Annotated in this window: 17 protein-coding genes and 1 pseudogene; 6 read left to right on the top strand and 12 right to left on the bottom strand. The window is 61.6% G+C overall.

Going from position 1 to position 17,931, the window contains the following annotated elements; genetic code table 11:
* The first annotated feature begins 28 nt into the window (after positions 1–28).
* From CAF70_RS03040 to CAF70_RS03020, 5 genes are all read left to right on the top strand, one after another.
* On the top strand, positions 29–745 hold the full coding sequence (locus tag CAF70_RS03040; RefSeq protein ID WP_085622628.1) for a hypothetical protein: 717 nt from the start codon (positions 29–31) through the stop codon (positions 743–745).
* Between the two features lie 89 nt (positions 746–834).
* Complete coding sequence (locus CAF70_RS03035; protein WP_085622630.1) at positions 835–2,322, top strand: FAD-dependent oxidoreductase; 1,488 nt, start codon at positions 835–837, stop codon at positions 2,320–2,322.
* Between the two features lie 9 nt (positions 2,323–2,331).
* Positions 2,332–2,985, top strand: coding sequence for a c-type cytochrome (locus CAF70_RS03030; RefSeq protein WP_085622632.1), 654 nt, complete (start codon positions 2,332–2,334; stop codon positions 2,983–2,985).
* 33 nt (positions 2,986–3,018) lie between these two features.
* Positions 3,019–3,669: a hypothetical protein gene (locus CAF70_RS03025; RefSeq protein ID WP_061302297.1), complete on the top strand. Its 651-nt coding sequence runs from the start codon at positions 3,019–3,021 to the stop codon at positions 3,667–3,669.
* A gap of 88 nt (positions 3,670–3,757) precedes the next feature.
* Positions 3,758–5,182, top strand: a complete 1,425-nt coding sequence (locus tag CAF70_RS03020) for a coniferyl aldehyde dehydrogenase (RefSeq protein WP_085622634.1) — start codon at positions 3,758–3,760, stop codon at positions 5,180–5,182.
* Positions 5,183–5,492: 310 nt separating this feature from the next.
* Here CAF70_RS03020 and CAF70_RS03015 read toward each other — a convergent pair whose 3' ends face one another.
* The 6 genes from CAF70_RS03015 to CAF70_RS02990 all read right to left on the bottom strand — a co-directional run bounded on the left by CAF70_RS03015 (position 5,493) and on the right by CAF70_RS02990 (position 13,754).
* Positions 5,493–7,073, bottom strand: a complete 1,581-nt coding sequence (locus tag CAF70_RS03015) for a GMC family oxidoreductase (protein ID WP_085622638.1) — start codon at positions 7,071–7,073, stop codon at positions 5,493–5,495.
* A gap of 50 nt (positions 7,074–7,123) precedes the next feature.
* Positions 7,124–8,083, bottom strand: coding sequence for an alpha/beta hydrolase (locus tag CAF70_RS03010; RefSeq protein WP_256573259.1), 960 nt, complete (start codon positions 8,081–8,083; stop codon positions 7,124–7,126).
* Complete coding sequence (locus tag CAF70_RS03005; RefSeq protein ID WP_085622642.1) at positions 8,080–9,711, bottom strand: 3-(methylthio)propionyl-CoA ligase; 1,632 nt, start codon at positions 9,709–9,711, stop codon at positions 8,080–8,082. Before CAF70_RS03005 ends, CAF70_RS03010 begins: the two co-directional genes overlap by 4 nt.
* 76 nt (positions 9,712–9,787) lie before the next feature.
* Positions 9,788–11,287 carry an NAD(P)/FAD-dependent oxidoreductase gene (locus CAF70_RS03000; RefSeq protein WP_085622644.1) on the bottom strand — a complete coding sequence of 500 codons (1,500 nt, stop codon included), beginning with the start codon at positions 11,285–11,287 and terminating at the stop codon, positions 9,788–9,790.
* Positions 11,288–11,613: 326 nt separating this feature from the next.
* Entirely contained in the window at positions 11,614–12,282 is a 669-nt protein-coding gene (locus tag CAF70_RS02995) for a cytochrome c (protein WP_371915933.1), read from the bottom strand.
* The gene (locus CAF70_RS02990; protein WP_085622648.1) at positions 12,279–13,754 is read right to left on the bottom strand and encodes an FAD-dependent oxidoreductase; all 1,476 of its coding nucleotides are present in this window, start codon (positions 13,752–13,754) and stop codon (positions 12,279–12,281) included. Before CAF70_RS02990 ends, CAF70_RS02995 begins: the two co-directional genes overlap by 4 nt.
* 199 nt (positions 13,755–13,953) lie before the next feature.
* Here CAF70_RS02990 and CAF70_RS02985 point away from each other — a divergent pair, with 199 nt between their 5' ends.
* Positions 13,954–14,226: a hypothetical protein gene (locus CAF70_RS02985; RefSeq protein ID WP_085622650.1), complete on the top strand. Its 273-nt coding sequence runs from the start codon at positions 13,954–13,956 to the stop codon at positions 14,224–14,226.
* An 84-nt stretch (positions 14,227–14,310) separates the two neighbouring features.
* Here the strand turns inward: CAF70_RS02985 and CAF70_RS02980 are convergent, their stop codons facing one another.
* The 6 genes and pseudogenes from CAF70_RS02980 to CAF70_RS02955 form a co-directional block, all read right to left on the bottom strand.
* Positions 14,311–14,916, bottom strand: a complete 606-nt coding sequence (locus tag CAF70_RS02980; RefSeq protein WP_085622652.1) for a TetR/AcrR family transcriptional regulator — start codon at positions 14,914–14,916, stop codon at positions 14,311–14,313.
* A 251-nt stretch (positions 14,917–15,167) separates the two neighbouring features.
* Positions 15,168–15,584, bottom strand: a complete 417-nt coding sequence (locus CAF70_RS02975; RefSeq protein ID WP_085622654.1) for a RidA family protein — start codon at positions 15,582–15,584, stop codon at positions 15,168–15,170.
* 12 nt (positions 15,585–15,596) lie between these two features.
* The gene (locus CAF70_RS02970; RefSeq protein WP_085622656.1) at positions 15,597–16,430 is read right to left on the bottom strand and encodes a phytanoyl-CoA dioxygenase family protein; all 834 of its coding nucleotides are present in this window, start codon (positions 16,428–16,430) and stop codon (positions 15,597–15,599) included.
* A 105-nt stretch (positions 16,431–16,535) separates the two neighbouring features.
* Positions 16,536–16,835 (bottom strand): cytochrome c5 family protein, encoded by a 300-nt coding sequence (locus CAF70_RS02965; RefSeq protein ID WP_085622658.1) that lies wholly within the window; start codon positions 16,833–16,835, stop codon positions 16,536–16,538.
* A gap of 110 nt (positions 16,836–16,945) precedes the next feature.
* Positions 16,946–17,446 carry a hypothetical protein gene (locus tag CAF70_RS02960; protein WP_061302286.1) on the bottom strand — a complete coding sequence of 167 codons (501 nt, stop codon included), beginning with the start codon at positions 17,444–17,446 and terminating at the stop codon, positions 16,946–16,948.
* Positions 17,447–17,723: 277 nt separating this feature from the next.
* Positions 17,724–17,931: pseudogene (locus CAF70_RS02955) on the bottom strand (channel protein TolC); the annotation flags it as partial.

The raw sequence follows: 17,931 nt of genomic DNA, 5'->3' as shown, positions 1-17,931 counted from the left end.
CTTGCCGATCTATCACCCCGGAGTTGCAATGAACAATTATTCGAATGAGGCCATGCGTTTCACCGCGTGGGCTTCGATCATCGGTGGACTGTGCGCCTACCTCAATGTCGGCTTCATGCTCATGGTCACTCAGGGTGACATGGCCGTGACGTTGCAGGGTGCGACCATGCTGACCCTGCCGGCTGAAGCCAGGCAGTACTTCAGGCTGTCGATGTTCGCCGACATCCTGGGTTTCTACCTGCCAGTGCTGGCTGTGGGGGCGTATTTCTGGCGCGAGTTTCGCGATGAGGCGGGTGCGCTCGGGGACATGGCCTTGCTGGCCATCGCCACCTATGTGGTGCTTGGCGTAACCGGTGCGAGTCTTCAGCTTTCGGTGCTCGATCCACTGGCCCAATTGCACCTGACGGGCAGTGAAGCCGTGCGGGCTGGCGCCGAGGCAGCATGGACGACCATTGCAGTCGGTAGCCAGCGCGGGCTCTGGTGGTGCGAAGGCCCTGTCGTCCTGTTCTGGGGCATCGTCGTGGGGCGCCATTTGAAGAATGCCGGTTGGGGCAGCTCGGTACTGCTGCCGCTGAAGGTGGTGGGCTGGTGCTTCGGCCTGTACTTCGTTTCCGGCTTCTTTGCGGCCCTTGATCCGCTGACCAATGCCCTGCTGGTGCTCGTGGTACTGATCTTCCCGTTGTGGCTGGTGTTGTTCGGGTTGCAGTTGCGACGCCGGGCACTGCGCCTGCCGCTGGGCGCCTGAACGATAACGCTCCACCCCTTGCTTGCTGGACCTGAAGCGTCACGCAGTGGCGCAGCACAATCGAACAACAATAGCGTGAGGCTCCTTTTATGGCTGAAAAGCCTACCTTCAATTCACTGGATCTCAAGCGCCGGCAGTTGCTGAAATTCGCTGGCGCCACCGCCGCCGTAGGCGGCCTCGGCCTGCATGTCGGCCTGGCCAGCGCCGCCGAACCTGTGGCGGCTGCGCATGGCGACGAGGAGGGCATCCTGGATGTCGCCATCATTGGCGCCGGCATGGCCGGGCTCACGGCGGCCCGCGATCTGCTGAACGCTGGCTGCCGCTCGTTCCAGGTGCTGGAAGCCCGTGAGCGGGTCGGCGGGCGGGTACTCAACTACGACCTGGGCTCAGGCTACATCTCCGAGGTGGGTGGGCAGTGGATCGGGCCCGGCCAGACGGCCGTCGCCGACCTGGCCCGGGAACTTCAGGTGGACACGTTCCCGACCTACTACCAGGGCAAGACCGTGGTGCTCGGCGGGGAGGGGCGACTGGAGATCGACCTGCACGGCACCTTCGGCACCGATGAACGCATCGGCGCCAAGCTCAGTGAGCTCTCCAGGCTGGTGCCGTCCGGTAAACCCTGGGCATCTTCCAAGGTCAACGAACTGGACAAGCTCTCGGCGGGTGACTGGCTGGCGCAACAGGATATCAAGCCCGAGGACAGGTCTGGCTGGGACACCAGTTTCATGCTCACCTGTGGCGTGGCGCCGGCCAAAATGAGCCTGCTGCACTTCCTGTCGATGATCAATTCGGCAAGCTGCGACTACATGAAGCTGGACTCGATCAAGGACAGCGCCCAGGGCACCCGCCTCGTTGGTGGCTCGCAGATCCTGTGCACCCGCATGGCCGAGCAGTTGGGCGACCGGCTGCGCCTGGCCTGCCCGGTGCGCGCGATCAGCGAGTGGGACCGCGACGTTGTCACGCTGCACACTGATCAAGGGTTGATACGCGCCCGCCGGGTCATCGTCGCAATCCATCCGGCCCTGTGCAACCAGGTACGCTTCGAGCCCGCGCTGCCGGAAGGGCGCGCGGCGCTGCAGCGTGCCTGGCCGGCCCACAGCCCGGCGCGCAAGACAGCGATGGTCTACAAGCGGCCGTTCTGGCGCGAGAAGGGCCTGAACGGCCACACCATGCAGGTCAAGGGGCCGCTGCTGTGGGCCTGGGACAACTCCCCGCCCAACGGTGAAATTGGTGTGATCAACGCCTTCGTCGTCAATGCAATGCTGCCCTCCGATCACCAGGCTGCGCAGCAGGTACTGACCGAAATCTACGCCCGTTCCTTGGGTGATGAAGCCTTGCTGCCGGTCGCCTACCACGATCATGACTGGGGTCTGGCAGACCCCTGGAGCCTCACCTGCGTGTCGGCGATTCCGCCAGGTTTCTGGAGCGAGCATGGCGAATCGTTGCGTCCGCCGTGCGGCAACCTCATCTGGTCGGGCACTGAAACTGCCGATATCTGGGCCGGGTACATGGATGGCGCCGTGCGTTCAGGTCATCAAAGTGCACTGCAGGCGCTTGCCTCGCTGCGTCGGGCATAGGGGGCAGCGATGAAAAAGAAATTGTTGTGGGGTACGGCAGTGTTGCTGGTCGCCCTGTTGGCCTTGTTCGGTCGTGACCTACTGGGCTTCTACCACCTCGTCACCTACATCGACAGCACTACCCAGGCCTATGAAGCGGACGGGCCCTGGCCCCAGACGGCCGATGCCTGCTACGGCTGCCATGGGCAACGCGGGAGCTCGCAGCACCAGCGTTATCCCAGCCTGGCCGGGCAGCCGGCCGATTACCTGAAGGCGCAGTTGCACGGCTTTGCAAAGGGCACCCGTCATTTCCCGAACATGCAGCCACTGGCGATGAGCCTGGGTGACGCTGAAATCGACAAGCTTGCCAACTACTACGCCCGCCAGACGCCCATGGATAACCGCACGTTCCAGCCTGATCCTGGCCTGCGCCAGCAAGGCGAGAAACTGGTCAAGGCGGGTGCCTGTGCTGCCTGCCATGGCGAGAAGCTGATGGGCCAAGGCGCTTTCCCGCGTCTGGCTGGCCAAGGTGCCGACTACCTGCTGGTACAGCTGGACGCCTTTGCCAAAGGCAGCCGGGTCGATCCAACCGGTTCGATGAAGGCGGTTACCCAGACCCTCTCGGCACAGGACCGCAAGGCGCTGGCGCATTACCTTGCCGCCTTGGCGGCCACCCCGAAGTAAAGCCTTCATACCTACAAGAAAGAGACCTGAGCTATGGAAACCAAAGATGTTCTTGCGTTGCTCACTTGCGTCCTCCTGGTGGTTTCCGGGAGCACCTACGGCATCAAATTCCTGCGTAGAGGCAACTTCCTGCTGGGCCTGGAATGGTTGATCGTGGCATTTTCCGGCACCAACTTCCTGATCTACCTGCTGACTCAGTCGCAATTCTCCTACGGTATTTCGTATTTCTGCGATGCGTTTTCCCGCGGCTTTGGCATCCCGATCGTCACGGTGCTTGGCCTGATGGCCGTCACCCATGGCTTCCGGCCTTCGGCGGGCAAGGACGCTTTGATTTTTGCCATCACTTTTGCCTGCACGTTCGTGATGATCAAGGCTGATTTCATGATCAAGCCGCTTCCTTACTTCTACGTCATCATGTGGGCTGGCTACACGGTCTACCTGGCGTACTTCATCAGCCGCCTGGCGATGGTCGGCGAGTACCTGCACGCCTTCGGGGTCACGGTGGCGGCGATGCTGGGGCTGCTGGTGGCTTGCATCTATGACTTCTACCCCATACCCGGGGACGACACGAAGGCCGTATTCATGTCGATAGCGCTGGCCAGCTGGTCTTTCATGATGATCCAGCTGTACTACGCGTACTTCGCCCTGGTGCGGGCAAAGCATCAAGCGGTGCCAGCGCGCTGACACGCCTTGGTTTCCATGCTGGGGCCGCCCGTGCGGCCGCAGTTTGCAGTCGCAGTGATCCAAGAGATCCACCAGGAGTACTTACACAATGTCGATCGAGCAAGTCGCGCCGGCAGTCGAGCGGATGCGTGAAGTTTTCGCGCTTCAGCGCCAGGCATTCGCCGAGGAACGCTACCCGTCCTATCAGACCCGGCGGGCCAACCTGCTGGCGCTCAAGGCGCTGGTGCTGGAGAACGCCGAGCGGATCGCAGCCGCCATATCCAACGATTTCGGCCACCGCTCGGAGCACGAGACCAAGATGCTCGATATCTTCGGCCTGGTCAGCGAAATCAACCATGCCGTCCGCTGCCTGAAACGCTGGATGAGACCGCGCAAGCGCGGTGTCGGGATCTGGTTCAAGCCCGCGCGGGCTGCGGTGCTGGCCCAGCCACTCGGGGTTATCGGTATTGCGGCGCCCTGGAACTACCCGCTTTACCTGACGTTGGGCCCGCTATGCGGCGCCCTGGCCGCCGGTAACCGGGCCATGATCAAGGTGGCCAGCGACTCCAGCCACTATGGTCGCTTGCTCGCCGAGTTGCTGGGCAAGCGCTTCGACCAGGACCTGGTGGCGGTGATACAGCCAGGTGCAGGTATCAACGACGGTTTCTCCCGGCTACCTTTCGATCACCTGATCTTTACCGGCTCGCCTGCGGTAGGCCGACAGATCATGCGCAATTGCAGCGAAAATCTTACCCCGGTGACGCTGGAGCTCGGCGGCAAGTCGCCTACCATCGTCGCCCCGGGTTACTCGTTGAAGCAGGCTGCCGAGACCGTTCTTTGGGGCAAATGCCTGAATGCCGGGCAGACCTGCGTCGCGCCTGACTACCTGTTCCTGCCTGCCGGCAGCGAGGAAGAATTCCTCGCGCATGCCAGGGCGGCGGTGGCTCGAAATTACCCGCAACCGTTGGCTGACAACCCCGACTACAGCTGCATGATCAATGCGCGCCAACTGGCACGTGTCGAGGCGCTGCTGACGGACGCCCGGGACAAGGGCGCGCGCGTGGTGGCGCTGGCGGATGTGGATGGCGCGCGTCGGGCGGGCAAGCTGACACCGCACCTGGTATTCGATGTGCGCGACGACATGCTGATCATGCAGGAGGAGATCTTCGGGCCCGTGTTGCCGGTGCTGGCTTATCGCAAGCTCGAGGACGCAATTGGCTACATCAACGCCCATGAACGGCCCTTGGCGCTCTACCTGTTCGATGAAGACGCCGGCCGGGTCGAGACGGTGCTGCGCCAGACATTGTCCGGAGGCGTTTCGGTCAACAGCGTGATGCTGCATGTGCTGCAGGAAAACCTGCCGTTCGGTGGCGTGGGCAATTCAGGGCTCGGGCACTATCACGCCGAGGAAGGGTTCCAGACGTTCAGCAAGATGCGGCCGGTGTTCTACCAGGCAAAGTTCAATGGCAGTTTCCTGCTCAAATCGCCCTATGGTCGCCTGACCCAGGCCCTGATGCGCCTGATGTTGCGTTGAGAAAACGTTTGCTGGGTAGGGCTGACGAGGCTACATCGAGTCGACGCTACGATCGTCATGCCCTTTTTAGCGCCCTTCGGGGCGCTTTTTTTATGTTCAGTTCACAATCCATTCGCGCACCTGTGGGAGCGGGCGTGCCCGCGAAGCAGGCGGCGCAGTGGATGGCACCGGCTCTGCCGGTGTTCGCGGGCTCGCCCGCTCCCACAGTTCAGATGTGTGCAGGCTTGGAGACGGGAGGAGGGGAGATCGGGTAGGCGGAAACCGCCCATGCCTGGCATGGTGCAGGGCGGTTTCAGTCCGGGCGAGGGTGTCAGCCGTGGGCAATCCACTCAGCGGCGCGTTCGGCGATCATGATCGCGGCCGCGTTGGTATTGCCGCCAACCAGTGTCGGCATGATCGAGGCATCGACGACGCGCAGCCGCTCGATACCATGAACACGTAACTGGCTATCCACCACGGCCATCTCGTCCTGCCCCATCTTGCAGGTGCCGATTGGGTGGTAGATGGTGTCGGTGCGTTTGCGCAGTAGTTCGATCAACTGTTCATCGTTGTGCAGGCCGGCGCTGTACATATCCCTGAGGCCGAAGCTGGCCATGGGCGTCTGGGCAATGATGTCACGGGTGATGCGGTAGCCTTTGAGCAGTGTCGTGACATCGTCGTCGTGGGCAAGGAAGTTGGGGTCGATTCGCGGCGCCTTGCGCGGGTCTGGCGAGGCCAGGCCGACGCTGCCGATGCTCTTGGGGCGTAGCACGCACACATGGCAACTGAAGCCATGGCCCCAGTGAAGTTTGCGGTTATGGTCATCCACCGTGCCGATCACCGAATGCAACTGGATGTCCGGGCGCTCCAGGCCTGGATCGGTCTTGAGAAACGCGCCGGCCTCGGCGCAGTTGCTTGCAACCGGGCCATTGCGATGGCGAGCGTAGTCGAACATGGCCTTGCCCATCTTCACGCCGCCGCTCAGGGAAAAGCCCAGCAGCGAAGTGTCGTTGCTCTTGTAGCACAGCACTACGTCGGCGTGATCCTGCAGGTTCTGGCCAACGCCCGGGAGCTCATGGCGCAGGGCGATGCCCTGGGGCTCGAGTTCGGCTGCCGAACCTATGCCGGAGAGCATCAGCAAGTGCGGGCTGCCAAAGGCGCCTGCTGACACTATGACCTCCTTGCGCGCCCTCAGGTGCACGCGCGAGCCCTTGATCAGCGCCTGTACCCCGGTCGCCTGCTTGCCCTGCAGGACGATACTTTCGACATGGGTATGAGTGAGCACGGTAAGGTTGCTGCGATGGCGGACCGGCTTGAGGAACGCCGTCGCGGTGCTCCAGCGGCGGCCGTCACGAATCGTCACATCGTAATAGCCAGCGCCTTCCTGAGTGGCGCCGTTGAAGTCGGGGTTATAGGTGTGCCCGGCACGCAGCGCGGACTCCACGAAGGCTTCGCTGGCAGCGTGGCGATTGGCCGGGCTGACGTAGAGCTCGCCGTCGCCTCCGTGATACTCGTTACTTCCGCCGTGGTGCATTTCGCTCTTGCGAAAGTACGGCAGAACATCGTCGAAGCCCCAGCCTTCGTTGCCCAGCGCCTGCCAATCATTGAAGTCGTCCTGATGGCCGCGAATGTAGATCATGCCGTTGATCGAACTGCTGCCTCCGAGCACCTTGCCTCGGGGCTGATAGCCTACCCGCCCGCCCAGACCCGGCTGAGGGGTGGTCTTGAATGCCCAGTTGACGTGGCGTGTTGGCAGGATGGCCGCCAGGCCCAGGGGAGTATGGATAAGTGGTGATCGATCCTCCGGCCCAGCCTCGAGCAGGCAGACGGCGACACTGGGATCGGCACTGAGGCGATTGGCAAGGACACAGCCGGCAGAGCCGGCACCCACGATCAGATAATCGAATTCCATGTTGTTGTTCTCGAGGGAATCATTGGGAGGTCTGGACAGGAACAGGTTCGCTAGCCATCCCAGTTCGTGTGGTCGTTGACGAAGTCCAGAATATGGCGCTGTGCCTGGAGGGCTTGCGGAAGCGCCGCAATCATCTGGAACACGTGTGGCAGCTGTTGCCAGATTTCCAGGCGAACCGGCACTCCGGCCGCCGCCGCGCTGGCCGCCGCGCGGACCGAGTCGTCCAGCAGCATTTCGGTGCTGCCTACTTGCAACAGCAGTGGTGGCAAGCCGGCGAAGGAGCCGAACAAGGGCGACACTTCAGGCGACGAGTGCTTTTCGGCCGATGCGTAGAAGCCGCGGATAGCGATCGCGAAAGGCAGGGTGAAGATCGGGTCGTGACGGGCATTGCCCAGCGCGCTCGCACCACTGAGGGTGAAATCGAGGAACGGTGACAACAGCACTGCGCAGCTTGGCAGCTGTGCTCCCTCGTCCCGGAGCCGCTGCAGCAGCGCCAGCGCAAGGTTGCCGCCGGCGGAGTCGCCAGCGATCACGATGTGTTCGGGCTTGGTCCCCTGTTCGAGCAGCCATCGGTAGGTGGCATGAGCCTGATCAAGCGCCGTGGGGAAGGGGCACTCGGGCGCGAGGCTGTAGTCCACCATCAGCGCCCTGGCCTTGAGCGGTCTGCACCAGTTCGCCACCATCGCGGCATAAATCTGCGGGGTGTAGGCGACGAACGCACCGCCGTGGATGTACAGCAGCACGCGCTCCTGCCTGCAACTGGCCGGCGACAGCCAGTGCGCAGGGGTACCGTTGCACGAGACTCTGGTCCGAAGCACGTCCGTTGGTAGCGCTTGGCCTTGGCGATCCAGCTGCGCGAACTGCTTGCGCAGGCGCTGGATATCGATACCCATGCCGTGGCGGGATTTAACCGACAGGCGCAACAGCAGGTTGAGCAGCCTGCGCTTCCAGCGACCTTCGCTCGGGTCGATGACGCGGGTATCGGCCCGGCTTCTTGCAGGGGCGTTCATGACGCCACCTCGCGCGCTGGTGAGCCCGGCCATTGGTAGTCACGCAACTCCTGGCGCAACTGGATCTTGCTGACCTTGCCGGTGGCGGTATGCGGCAGAGCCTCGACGAACACGACGTCGTCAGGGGTGCAGAAGCGTGCGACCTTGCCGGCATAGAGTGCGAGAATCGCTTCACGGGTCGGTGCTTCTCCGGGTTTGGCCACCACCACCAACAGAGGGCGTTCGTCCCATTTCGGGTGGGCGATCCCCAGCGCGGCTGCTTCAGCGACGGCCGGGTGGCCCATGGCGATGTTCTCCAGTTCGATGGAGCTGATCCATTCGCCCCCCGACTTGATGACATCCTTGGCCCGGTCGGTGATCTGCATGAACCCATCCTGGTCAAGACTGGAGACGTCGCCGGTCGGGAACCAGCCGTTCACCAGCGGGGATTCATCGCTGCGGTAGTAGCGATCGACCACCCAGTGACCACGCACGACCAGCGCCCCCGAGGTCTTGCCGTCACGCGCCACCTCGTTGCCGTCATCGTCCACGGTTTTCAGGTCAATGCCGAATGGTGGCCTGCCTTGCTTGATGCTGATGGCGAAACGCGCCTCTTCGTTCAGGCCCAGGTGCGACGCTTTCAGGGTATTCACGGTGCCCGTCGGTGACATTTCAGTCATGCCCCAGGCGTGCTGGATGCGTATACCGAACTCCTGTTCGAAGCTGCGCATCAGTGCAGGCGGACAGGCGGCACCACCGACCACCAGGCGCTGCAGGCTGGGCAGGCGCTTGCCGGTCTGCTGCATGTACTGCTGAAGGCTCAGCCACACGGTAGGAACGCCGGCCGAGAAGGTGACACCTTCCTGTTCGAACAGCCTGAAGACACTTTCACCGTCCAGGCCGGCACCGGGCAGCACCAGCTTGGCGCCTACCAGGGCCGCCGAATACGGTAGCCCCCAGGCATTGACATGGAACATCGGCACGATCGGTGCCACGACCTCGCGGGCCGACAGCGAGAGCGAGTCGGGCAGGGAACTGGACAGCGCGTGCAGCAGCGTGGCGCGGTGGGAGTAGAGCACGCCCTTGGGGTTGCCGGTGGTCCCGGAGGTGTAGCACAGCGCTGCGGCCGCATGCTCATCGAGTGTCGGCCAGACGAACGTCGCGGGTTCGGCAGCCAGCAGCTCCTCGTAGCACAGCAGGCGGGTCTCGCCTGCGGTCGGCATCTGCGCAGCGTCCGACAAGGCGATCCAGTGCTTCACGCTCGGGCACTGCGCCGCGATTTGGGCGACCAGCGGGGCGAAGCTTTCGTCAAAGCAGACCACCTCATCTTCGGCGTGCCCGATGATCCACGCCACCTGCTCCGGGAACAGTCGCGGGTTGATGGTGTGGGTGATCGCCCCCATGCCCGAAATCGCATAGTAGAGCTCGAAATGACGGTAGCCATTCCAGGCCAGGGTGCCCACCCGGTCGCCAGGTTTGACGCCCAGGCGGGTCAGAGCGTTGGCCGCTTGCCTGGCACGCTGATGAGCGTCGGCATAGGTGTAGCGATGCAGGGCGCCACCAGGGAGGCAGGAAACGATTTCAGTATCGCCGTGATACCGCTGTGCATGCTCCAGCAGTGAAGGGATGGTCAGCGGGAGCGTCATCATTTGACCTAGCATGATATTCAGCCTTTTACCTTTATTGTTTTTCACACACTGGCGGCGAGGCCGTGGGCGTCGTGGTTCAACCGGTGACCTTGGCGGGCCGCGGGGTGTGTGCTTGTTGCTGGGCGCGCTGGAACTCCAGGTGGTGGTCTTCGATCGGGTCCTTGAGCAACATCTTCTTGTCGCGCCCGTAGTGCATGAAGACGAACCAGGGGTGCGACCGGCCCTGACGCGGCAGGAAGTGCTGGTCACGCTGGATGTAGCCGGACTTCATCGAGTTCAGGATCCCGTCGCTCAACGCGTTGTTGCCGTTGTCGTAAGGGGTCACGACATCCAGGTTGCGTTGTTCCATGTAGCGGAACAGGCGGCACAGGTAAGTGGCGGCCAAGCCGACCTTGAGCGTCCACGACACGTTGGTGTAGCCGAAGATCCAGGCCATGTTCGGCAGGTTTTCCAGCAGCACACCCTTGTAGGTCATCTGCTCGCCGATCGGGTACGGCGTGCCGTCGACCGAGACGGTCATGCCGCCCAGCAACTGCAAGCGCAGCCCGGTGGCAGTGATGATGATGTCGGCTGGCAGTTCCTTGCCCGACTTGAGGCGAATGCCATGCTCGGTGAAGCGCTCGATGTGGTCCGTCTCCACCGACGCCTGACCGTTGCGAATGGCTTTGAACAGGTCGCCGTCGGGTACTGCGCACAGGCGCTCGTCCCAAGGCATGTAAGTCGGGGTGAAGTGGCGCATGTCGGCATTCGGGCCTACCTGGCGGCGCACGTGCCCGAGGATGATCCTGCGCATCAGGCGTGGCCATTGCCGGCAGGCGATGTAAACGGCGCGATACAACATGATGTTGCGTTTGCGTGCCAGGCCGAGCGCCCAGCTTGCAGGCATGATGCGGGAGAGCACGGCCGTGAGCTTATCGGTCGAAGGCAGCGAGTAGATGTACGAGGGTGAGCGTTGCAGCATGGTGATATGGCGGGTCTTGTCGGCCATCGCCGGAATCAGCGTGGCAGCGGTGGCGCCGCTGCCAATGACCACGACATTCTTGTCGCGATAGTCCAGGTCCTCGGGCCAATGCTGGGGATGGATCCGCACACCTTTGAAGTCGTTCTCCCCTGGAAAGGTGGGCAGAAAACCCTCGTCATGGTTGTAGTAGCCGGTGCAGCAGAGCAGGAATCGGCAGGTGTAATGCCGGATATCCCCGCTGGCTTCGTGCAGTACCGTCAATTGCCACAGGCGCTGCTGGCTGCACCAGTTCGCACCGAGGGTCCTGAGGCCGTAATGGATCTTGTCGGCAAGGCCGTACTGTTTTGCGGTGTCCTGGATGTAGCGCCGGATCGAGGCACCGTCAGCCAGCACCTTGGGGCTGTCCCAGAGGCGGAACTTGTAGCCGTAGCTCAGCATGTCGGAGTCGGAGCGGATGCCTGGATAGCGGAACAGGTCCCAGGTTCCGCCCATGCACTCACGCCGTTCCAGAATGGCGAGATTGCGGTTGGGGAACTCGTCCATCAGATGGCAAGCCGTGCCGATGCCGGACAGGCCTGCACCGATGATCAAGGTATCGAAATGAAGGTTGCTCATGGAATCTCCGCGCCTTCGGGGTCTGACCGGGTCGTTGATTGAAAGGTGGGTATCAGCGCACAGGCGATCACGCGGCAGTCGTTCGGCAGCCGCGAGACGGCAATGCTGAGGCCCGGAGGAGCGTGGACGGCAGCGGGTGGGGCAATGGAGTCGTGCATGCGATGAGCTCCGTTGATTGTTGTTGTTTTACTGCACTGTAATCCGCTGCCGGCTTTAACGCAACGACTGTTATGTTTAAGTCCGAAACGATTTTTGCCTGCGGAGCCAAGCTCGCGTGATCACGCCTTGAAACAAGGGCGGAGGCAGAGCATCCGCCCTTCGACAGGTCAGCGGCTGGCGGCGGCGAGGCCTGCGAGGTAGTGCGCCAGCGCTTGTGCCTCGGCTGGTGAAAGCAGACCGGCGGTCGCGTTCATGGCCCCACTTGGGTCCGTCCGCGTGCCCTGCTTGAACGCCAGGAGCTGGCTGAGCAGATAAGCTTGTCCCTGCCCGGCGAGTCGCGGCCCAGTTGCCCCGCCCATGAAATCGCTGCCATGACAGGCGCTACAGCCCCGCGCTGCGGCACTCGCCTGGCCCTCGGCCGACAACCGCTCATCTGCCGCCGGTGTGTCGGTGCGCAGCGGCGTCTGTCGGGCAAAATACTGCGCCAGCGACGCGATCTGGTCGTCGCTCAATGTGGCGGCCAGTGGCTCCATTTGCGCACTGTGCCGTTTGCCCTGTGCAAATGCCTGGAGTTGTGCCTGGAGGTAGCTGGCCTGCTGCCCCGCGAGGGATGGGTACTGCTCGTTCTGTGACTGCCCGGAAGCCCCATGGCATGCGTTGCAGGTATCCTGGGGTTGCGGCCAGGTTCCGACATCGGCGTCGTAGCGGGCGTAGTGGCTGTCCAGTTCACTCATGAATCGATAGCCCGCCAGCATCTGCGGGCCGGCAATGACTGCCGCCAGCACAAGCCCGGTAACGCCGACCGCAACACCTATCAGCAAAGCGCGTTTCATCATGCGTTCCTCCGATTGGCAACCAGCGCCTGCAACGCTTCCAGGGCAGCTCGGTGGCCGGAGCGCACTGCGCCATCCATGCTGCTGGCCCAGATGTCAGCGGTTTCGGTGCCCGACCAGATCAGCCGACCGACGGCAGGTTTCAGGTAGCGGCCCCAACGGGTGAGAAAACCGGGAGGGATGGCGCCGACGCAGGTCAAGGTCCAGGGGTCGACCTTGGCCCAGTCGTGATCGTGGTACTGCCTGAACTGCAAGGCTTCATCACCCAATGCCTGGGCAAAAATGCCAGCCAGCGTCTGGCTCGCCCGTTCGGCTTCATGTGTTAGCTGGGCGCTGCGCACGAACGCCGAGAGGATGCCGACGCTGCCATCGGCGGGCGAGTTGTCGCAGGAAAAGATCAGGGGTCCATCGGCCTGGCTGATCTGCCCATTGAGCCCTTTTTCTCGCCAGAATGGCCGGTCGTAGACATGCACCGTCTTGCGCATCGGTGCATGGGCAGGCCACAGCCGTTGCAGTTGCGCGCGCCCCTCGGGCAAAGCCGGCTCGAAGACAATCTGGTGGCACAGTGCGGGATGCAGTGCAACGATCACCTGGCGGGCGCGGACCAGCCCCTGGTCTGTGTAGATTTCGACGATGTCCCTGTCCCAGTTGGCGATCTTGCGTACCGGGCTGGACAGCCTCATGCGATCGCCCAACGCCTCTGCCATGCGCGTGCTCAATACATGGGAACCGCCCACGAAGCGGGTCTCCTGGGCGCCGCCATGGAAGCCCTCCAGCTTTTCCATACTGCAGTCGGCCGAGTTGATAAGCGAGAGGTAGTGGAGCAGGGCCAGGCTGGCTGGCGGCGTACCGGTGGTCAGGCCTATGGAGGTGTCAAAGCTGAAACGGCTGGCATTGTCGATGCCTTGGCTCGTCAGCCATTGGGCTACCGACAGTTTGTCGATTTCGACCGCATCGGCTGCGGTCCACGGCTCCTTGCTCGGAACCTTGCGCGAGAGTTGGTTGAGCTTCGCAGTGACAGGGTTGCCATGGGCGGCGCTGAGATCTTCCTCGTATCGGGCGTCGCCCGCCAGATAGACATTGCGGCCCTGGTAGTAGCTCGGGAAGGTCTCTACTTCCAGTTCGCGTGCCAAGTCGAAGATGGCCGTCTGTCCGGGGCCTGCCCATTGCCCTCCGGCCTCCGCGATCACACCGCCGCCGAGCTGATGGTTGACGGTTCGTCCGCCTACTCGATCCCGAGCCTCCAGTACGGCGAAGGAGGTGCAGCCAGCGCGATGCAGATCTCTGGCTGCGGTGAGGCCGGCAAGCCCGGCGCCGATGACGACCACGTCCAGTACATCTGGCGGGGTTGCCTCTACCGTCTGGGCCAGCGCTCGCCCGGCGAGCCCCGTACCACCTGCCAACGCCACGCCAGCGAGCGCCTGCAGAAGCAGACGCCGGCGGCATGCCGGCGAAGACGTGTCTTCTGTGTCCATTTTTTTTTGCCTCGGCACGCTATTGTTGTATTTAGATAACCGCAGTTATGTAAAATAGCGCAGCGCGATCGTCGTGCAAAGGGGGAGCGGGCGTCCAGTCATCGTTTCTGCCACGAAAATCGGGCGTCGGACGCTACGCGACCTATATTAAATAGTCGGCGTTATCCAAATTTGCTGCACACAACCCGAGGAGCAACCCATGAAGATGTTGAAAGTGATAGCCGTTGCATCGATCATCTGCGCGCCAGTGGTCTATGCCGCGGACAAGACCGAAGCCGACAACTGTACTGCCAAGATCGACCAGCTCGACGCTATCGAGCGTTCCGAGGGCGCCGGTCAACACGGTGGTGTGGCCACGGATATTCGCAAACTGATTGCGCAGGCCAAGGAAGCGCGGGAAAAAGGAGATGGCAAAGGGTGCCTGGCCGCGGCCAACAGGGCACTGAGCGTGTACAAGAACGCATCCAAGTAGAGTGTCTCACCGGCCAAAGCAAGGCGCGATTGGCCAGGGCCGGACGACTTGTTGTCCGGCCCATGCGCTACAGATCAGGTTCGATCACTTGGCCTTGCGCGTGGTACCGCCCTTTGCAGGTGGCGCTATCAGCGCGATGAGCGCATCGAGCAGGGCATTCCCGCGCTCGGCGCTGAAGCGCTCGGGCTCGATCGGCATCATCATCAGCCAGCCGTCACAGATGGTGCTGATCTGGTCAGCCAGTACATCGGGCGGTATGTCGTCGCGGATTTTTCCCTGGTGCTGCTCTGCCTCGATTACTACGGTAAACACCTGGCGGAATCTGGCATAGCGCTGCTTGATGACATGCGCGAACGCCGGTTCGTGCCGGGCATGGGTAAGCAATTGCAACCAGGAAAGCCAGAGCGTCGACTCGCCGTCGTTGACCCACTCCATCCACTGCCGGAGCAATGCGGGAATGTTCATCTCCGCCTGGTTCGCTGCCAGCATCGTGTCGACCTGGTCGAACAGGCTCTGGGCGACCTCGGTGATCATCTCTTCCTTGTTGGCAAAGTAATAGGTCACCGCGCCTGTGGTGCAGCCTGCGTGTTTTGCGACATTGCGCATCGAAGCCCCGGCGTAGCCATCCCGTGCGATCACGGTGATGGCCGCCTCCAGCAGTTCTGCACGTTTGGCGTCGCGGTCGCCCACGGGCCGTCCCCGGCGCGCTGAACTGCGAGGTGCACTCGTACCGGCAGAAGTGGTGGCTGGTCTGGAAGGTGACTTGGAATCAGGCATGGGGTCTCAGGATTTCAGGACGAAGACGTTTCTGGATCAGGTGGCTGGCTTCCACGGTCGGCTCAGCATAGAGAAATCGAGCGTGGATTACACCTGCCTGAAGACAGGAATGATTCTCCACGCCGATTGAAGCGGCAGCCGGGCCTTTGCCAGCCACCGCCGAGTCAGGCGCTACCGCTTCCTGCTACAGCTACCGCGCGAATCTCCACAACCAGCTCTGGCAGGGCTAGCTCTGTGATACCGACCGCAGTCCAGGAAGGATACCGTGAGGGGAAGTATTCATCCTTGATACTGGCGAATACTGGCATGTCAGCCCTTAGCCGGGTGTGAAAAGTGGTCAGTTCGACCACATCCTCCAGGCCTGCACCAGCTGCTTGCAGCACCTTGGCCAGCGACTGGAATGCCAGGTGTGTCTGGGTTGCCACATCGCTTTCAGGTTTCATTTCGCTGTTGATGCCTACCTGCCCCGATACCCAGATGAGGTCGCCAACGCGGGTTGCCTGAGAATAGTGAAACTGATCGTAGAACAGCTGGGTTGGCGGTGGATTGATCGATAGCCGTTTCAAGGGGGTGGTGTTCATGGTGCCTCCTGTTCAGACAACCTGGCGGAAGGTGGGATGGCGAAACGCGGCACCGGCCGTGAGCTGCTTGAGCTCTTCGGTGAACAGCACGCCTTGCGGTGGGTATCCCGCCTTGCTGTCCTGCGGTAGCGGCTTGAAGGTGGCGTCGTCACCGAAGAAGCGGAAAACGAAGGTGTGGCGGCTGGGGAAGGCACTGTCGACCGGAGCACCGCCATGTAAGGATGCCGGATGCAGCAGGATCACATCACCCGGTTCGGTGGCCCACGAAAGCACATCGTAGGCCTGTGGATTGAGTTTGCGCTCGGCTTCGATATCGGGCAGGCGGGGAAGGGCGCCGTTGTCGTGCAGCGGTTGGGTCGGATCGTCAGGGTCGGCGAATGTGGTGCCATCGTAGCGTGGCCCGCGATGCGAACCACGGATGATCTCCAGCGCGTTGCGTTGCGGGATGGATTCGAAGCTGATCCAGGCATTGCCCCAATGCTTGCCGGCCCAGGGCAGGTAGGAGGTGTCCTGGTGCCAGAGAGTCCGGGAGCCTTGCCCGCCGGCTTTCAGGAAGACCTCTTCAGCAAAATACCAGACATTCCGCGAACCCCAGATCCGGGCGAAGAGGTTGCCCAACGGCAGGGTTTCGACGAGCGCTTCGAGGCGCTGTTTGGCCACCGGGTTGGCATTGTCGACATGCGACTGCTGCGTGGTGCCAGCGAACATTCGGGTGGCATGGGGGCCATGGTTTTCCACGGCCCAGTCATACGCTTCACGACAGCGCGCCAGTTGCTCCTGGTTCAGAAGCCCCTTGACCAACACGGCGCCATCTTCATGAAAAGCCCTGCTTATCGAGTCTTGCATGAGCGTCCTCCCGGACCGTTTTTTGTAGGTATCCAGGAGGCTAGCAAGCAGTCACATATATGACAACAACAGTTATGTGAATATGTGTTTCTGAGAACAATCAGCTCAAGGCTTGGACATCCATTCGATCACCGCTGCGTAGTCCTCTGCTGTGCAATCCGTGCACAAGCCGCGGGCAGGCATGGCGTTGAAACCTTCCGTGACATGCTTGACCAGCACATCCTTGCCTTGAGCGAGCCGCGGCTTCCAAGCTTCGGCATCACCTTTTTTCGGCGCCATCGGTAGCTGGCCGTTATGGCACATCTGGCAACTGCGATTGAACACGCTCTCTGGGGGCTGTGCCGCATGGGCCAGGGAGGTGAGTGACACACAGACGGCAAATATAGATACCAAGGCGCTTTTCATGGTCATGCTCTCAAGATGTTGTTTTTAGATAAAGGATATTGTTATAGCGCTCGCGCCTGGCTGGAGAAGTTGCTACGCATCTCGTCCAGGGCGGGCATCACTGTGCTGACTTACTCCGCTAATGGAGTTTTCCGGCTGATATCAAGTTCGAGTAGCGCATCCAGCTGTGTTTCAATCTGCAGGAAGCGCATGGCGCGTTTAGGTGAAACAGCACTAGCGATGCGCCGTGTGTACTTCTCACGGAGTTCTATGTGGTCTTCCTGGAGGGTGTAAATCCGATCGAGCAACTCTGTGGCCAGCTCATCGGTCACATAGCCTTTGTTATAGGCCTGGCCGTAGTCGATCATGGTTTCCAGGATGTTCTTGTTGATTTTCAGCGCTTCTGCACGGTAAGTGTTGTAGATCGGCCAGAATTTTTCGTTTTCCTGACCCTCCAGGCCCATGTTGTTTTTAACCACGATTTTGCGTTTGTAGTCGGCATCATCCAGGTTGTTCTGTATCTGTGCCTGGTTCTGTCGCATGACGTCCTTGCCCGAGGGAAGTTCGTGCTCGGCAGCCAACAATGGCAGGCTGCAAAATGCAAGTAGCATAGCGGTGGTTCTTAAAAGCATTTCTATTCCTTGGCAATTGCCCGGGGGAGGGCGGCGCATTATTTGAACAGTGCTGTCGTCAGCGTCTGATCGATTTTTCGCGAAGTAAGTCCTGGGAAAACAGCTGTGCTGGCTTTAGGTAGTTGCGTGAGGGGCGCAGTCTTTCGTGATTACCCTTTCCAGGTGAGCCCCTCACGCGTAGCGAGATACCCCGAATGGGTCTTTTTAGAATCATATGAGTCTATAATGGCTCATTGGGGTCGAATTTATCACTACCCCGATACACAAGCAAGACGCCTCAGCGGCTGCGCTCGAGATTCTTCTGCGCTGCAGCCGCCAAATCCGGCGGCAGGAAGTCCTTGTCCGGGTTGTAGTCCGGCTTCAGGTACCGCTTGAGGTCCTGCAGATCCTGCGGGCTCAAGGTGCCGGCCGCCTGCTTCAGGCTCAGGTTGTCGAGGATGTAGTCATAGCGGCTGTTGTTGTAGTCGCGCACCGAGGTGTACAGC

It is taken from the genome of Pseudomonas sp. B19(2017), from assembly GCF_002113165.1.
Classification (GTDB): Bacteria; Pseudomonadota; Gammaproteobacteria; order Pseudomonadales; family Pseudomonadaceae; genus Aquipseudomonas.
The sequence above is the reverse complement of the archived record's forward strand: the minus strand, read 5'-3'. Positions and strand labels throughout refer to the sequence as shown.

Excerpts from the sequence above, each read along its gene's own strand:
- CAF70_RS03000 (WP_085622644.1), bottom strand. The coding sequence starts at position 11,287 with ATGAGCAACCTTCATTTCGATACCTTGATCATCGGTGCAGGCCTGTCC.
- CAF70_RS03040 (WP_085622628.1), top strand. The coding sequence starts at position 29 with ATGAACAATTATTCGAATGAGGCCATGCGTTTCACCGCGTGGGCTTCG.
- CAF70_RS03010 (WP_256573259.1), bottom strand. The coding sequence starts at position 8,083 with ATGAACGCCCCTGCAAGAAGCCGGGCCGATACCCGCGTCATCGACCCG.
- CAF70_RS02985 (WP_085622650.1), top strand. The coding sequence starts at position 13,954 with ATGAAGATGTTGAAAGTGATAGCCGTTGCATCGATCATCTGCGCGCCA.
- CAF70_RS02975 (WP_085622654.1), bottom strand. The coding sequence starts at position 15,584 with ATGAACACCACCCCCTTGAAACGGCTATCGATCAATCCACCGCCAACC.
- CAF70_RS03025 (WP_061302297.1), top strand. The coding sequence starts at position 3,019 with ATGGAAACCAAAGATGTTCTTGCGTTGCTCACTTGCGTCCTCCTGGTG.
- CAF70_RS03020 (WP_085622634.1), top strand. The coding sequence starts at position 3,758 with ATGTCGATCGAGCAAGTCGCGCCGGCAGTCGAGCGGATGCGTGAAGTT.
- CAF70_RS02960 (WP_061302286.1), bottom strand. The coding sequence starts at position 17,446 with ATGCTTTTAAGAACCACCGCTATGCTACTTGCATTTTGCAGCCTGCCA.
- CAF70_RS03035 (WP_085622630.1), top strand. The coding sequence starts at position 835 with ATGGCTGAAAAGCCTACCTTCAATTCACTGGATCTCAAGCGCCGGCAG.
- CAF70_RS02965 (WP_085622658.1), bottom strand. The coding sequence starts at position 16,835 with ATGAAAAGCGCCTTGGTATCTATATTTGCCGTCTGTGTGTCACTCACC.
- CAF70_RS02970 (WP_085622656.1), bottom strand. The coding sequence starts at position 16,430 with ATGCAAGACTCGATAAGCAGGGCTTTTCATGAAGATGGCGCCGTGTTG.
- CAF70_RS02995 (WP_371915933.1), bottom strand. The coding sequence starts at position 12,282 with ATGATGAAACGCGCTTTGCTGATAGGTGTTGCGGTCGGCGTTACCGGG.
- CAF70_RS03005 (WP_085622642.1), bottom strand. The coding sequence starts at position 9,711 with ATGATGACGCTCCCGCTGACCATCCCTTCACTGCTGGAGCATGCACAG.
- CAF70_RS03015 (WP_085622638.1), bottom strand. The coding sequence starts at position 7,073 with ATGGAATTCGATTATCTGATCGTGGGTGCCGGCTCTGCCGGCTGTGTC.
- CAF70_RS03030 (WP_085622632.1), top strand. The coding sequence starts at position 2,332 with ATGAAAAAGAAATTGTTGTGGGGTACGGCAGTGTTGCTGGTCGCCCTG.
- CAF70_RS02990 (WP_085622648.1), bottom strand. The coding sequence starts at position 13,754 with ATGGACACAGAAGACACGTCTTCGCCGGCATGCCGCCGGCGTCTGCTT.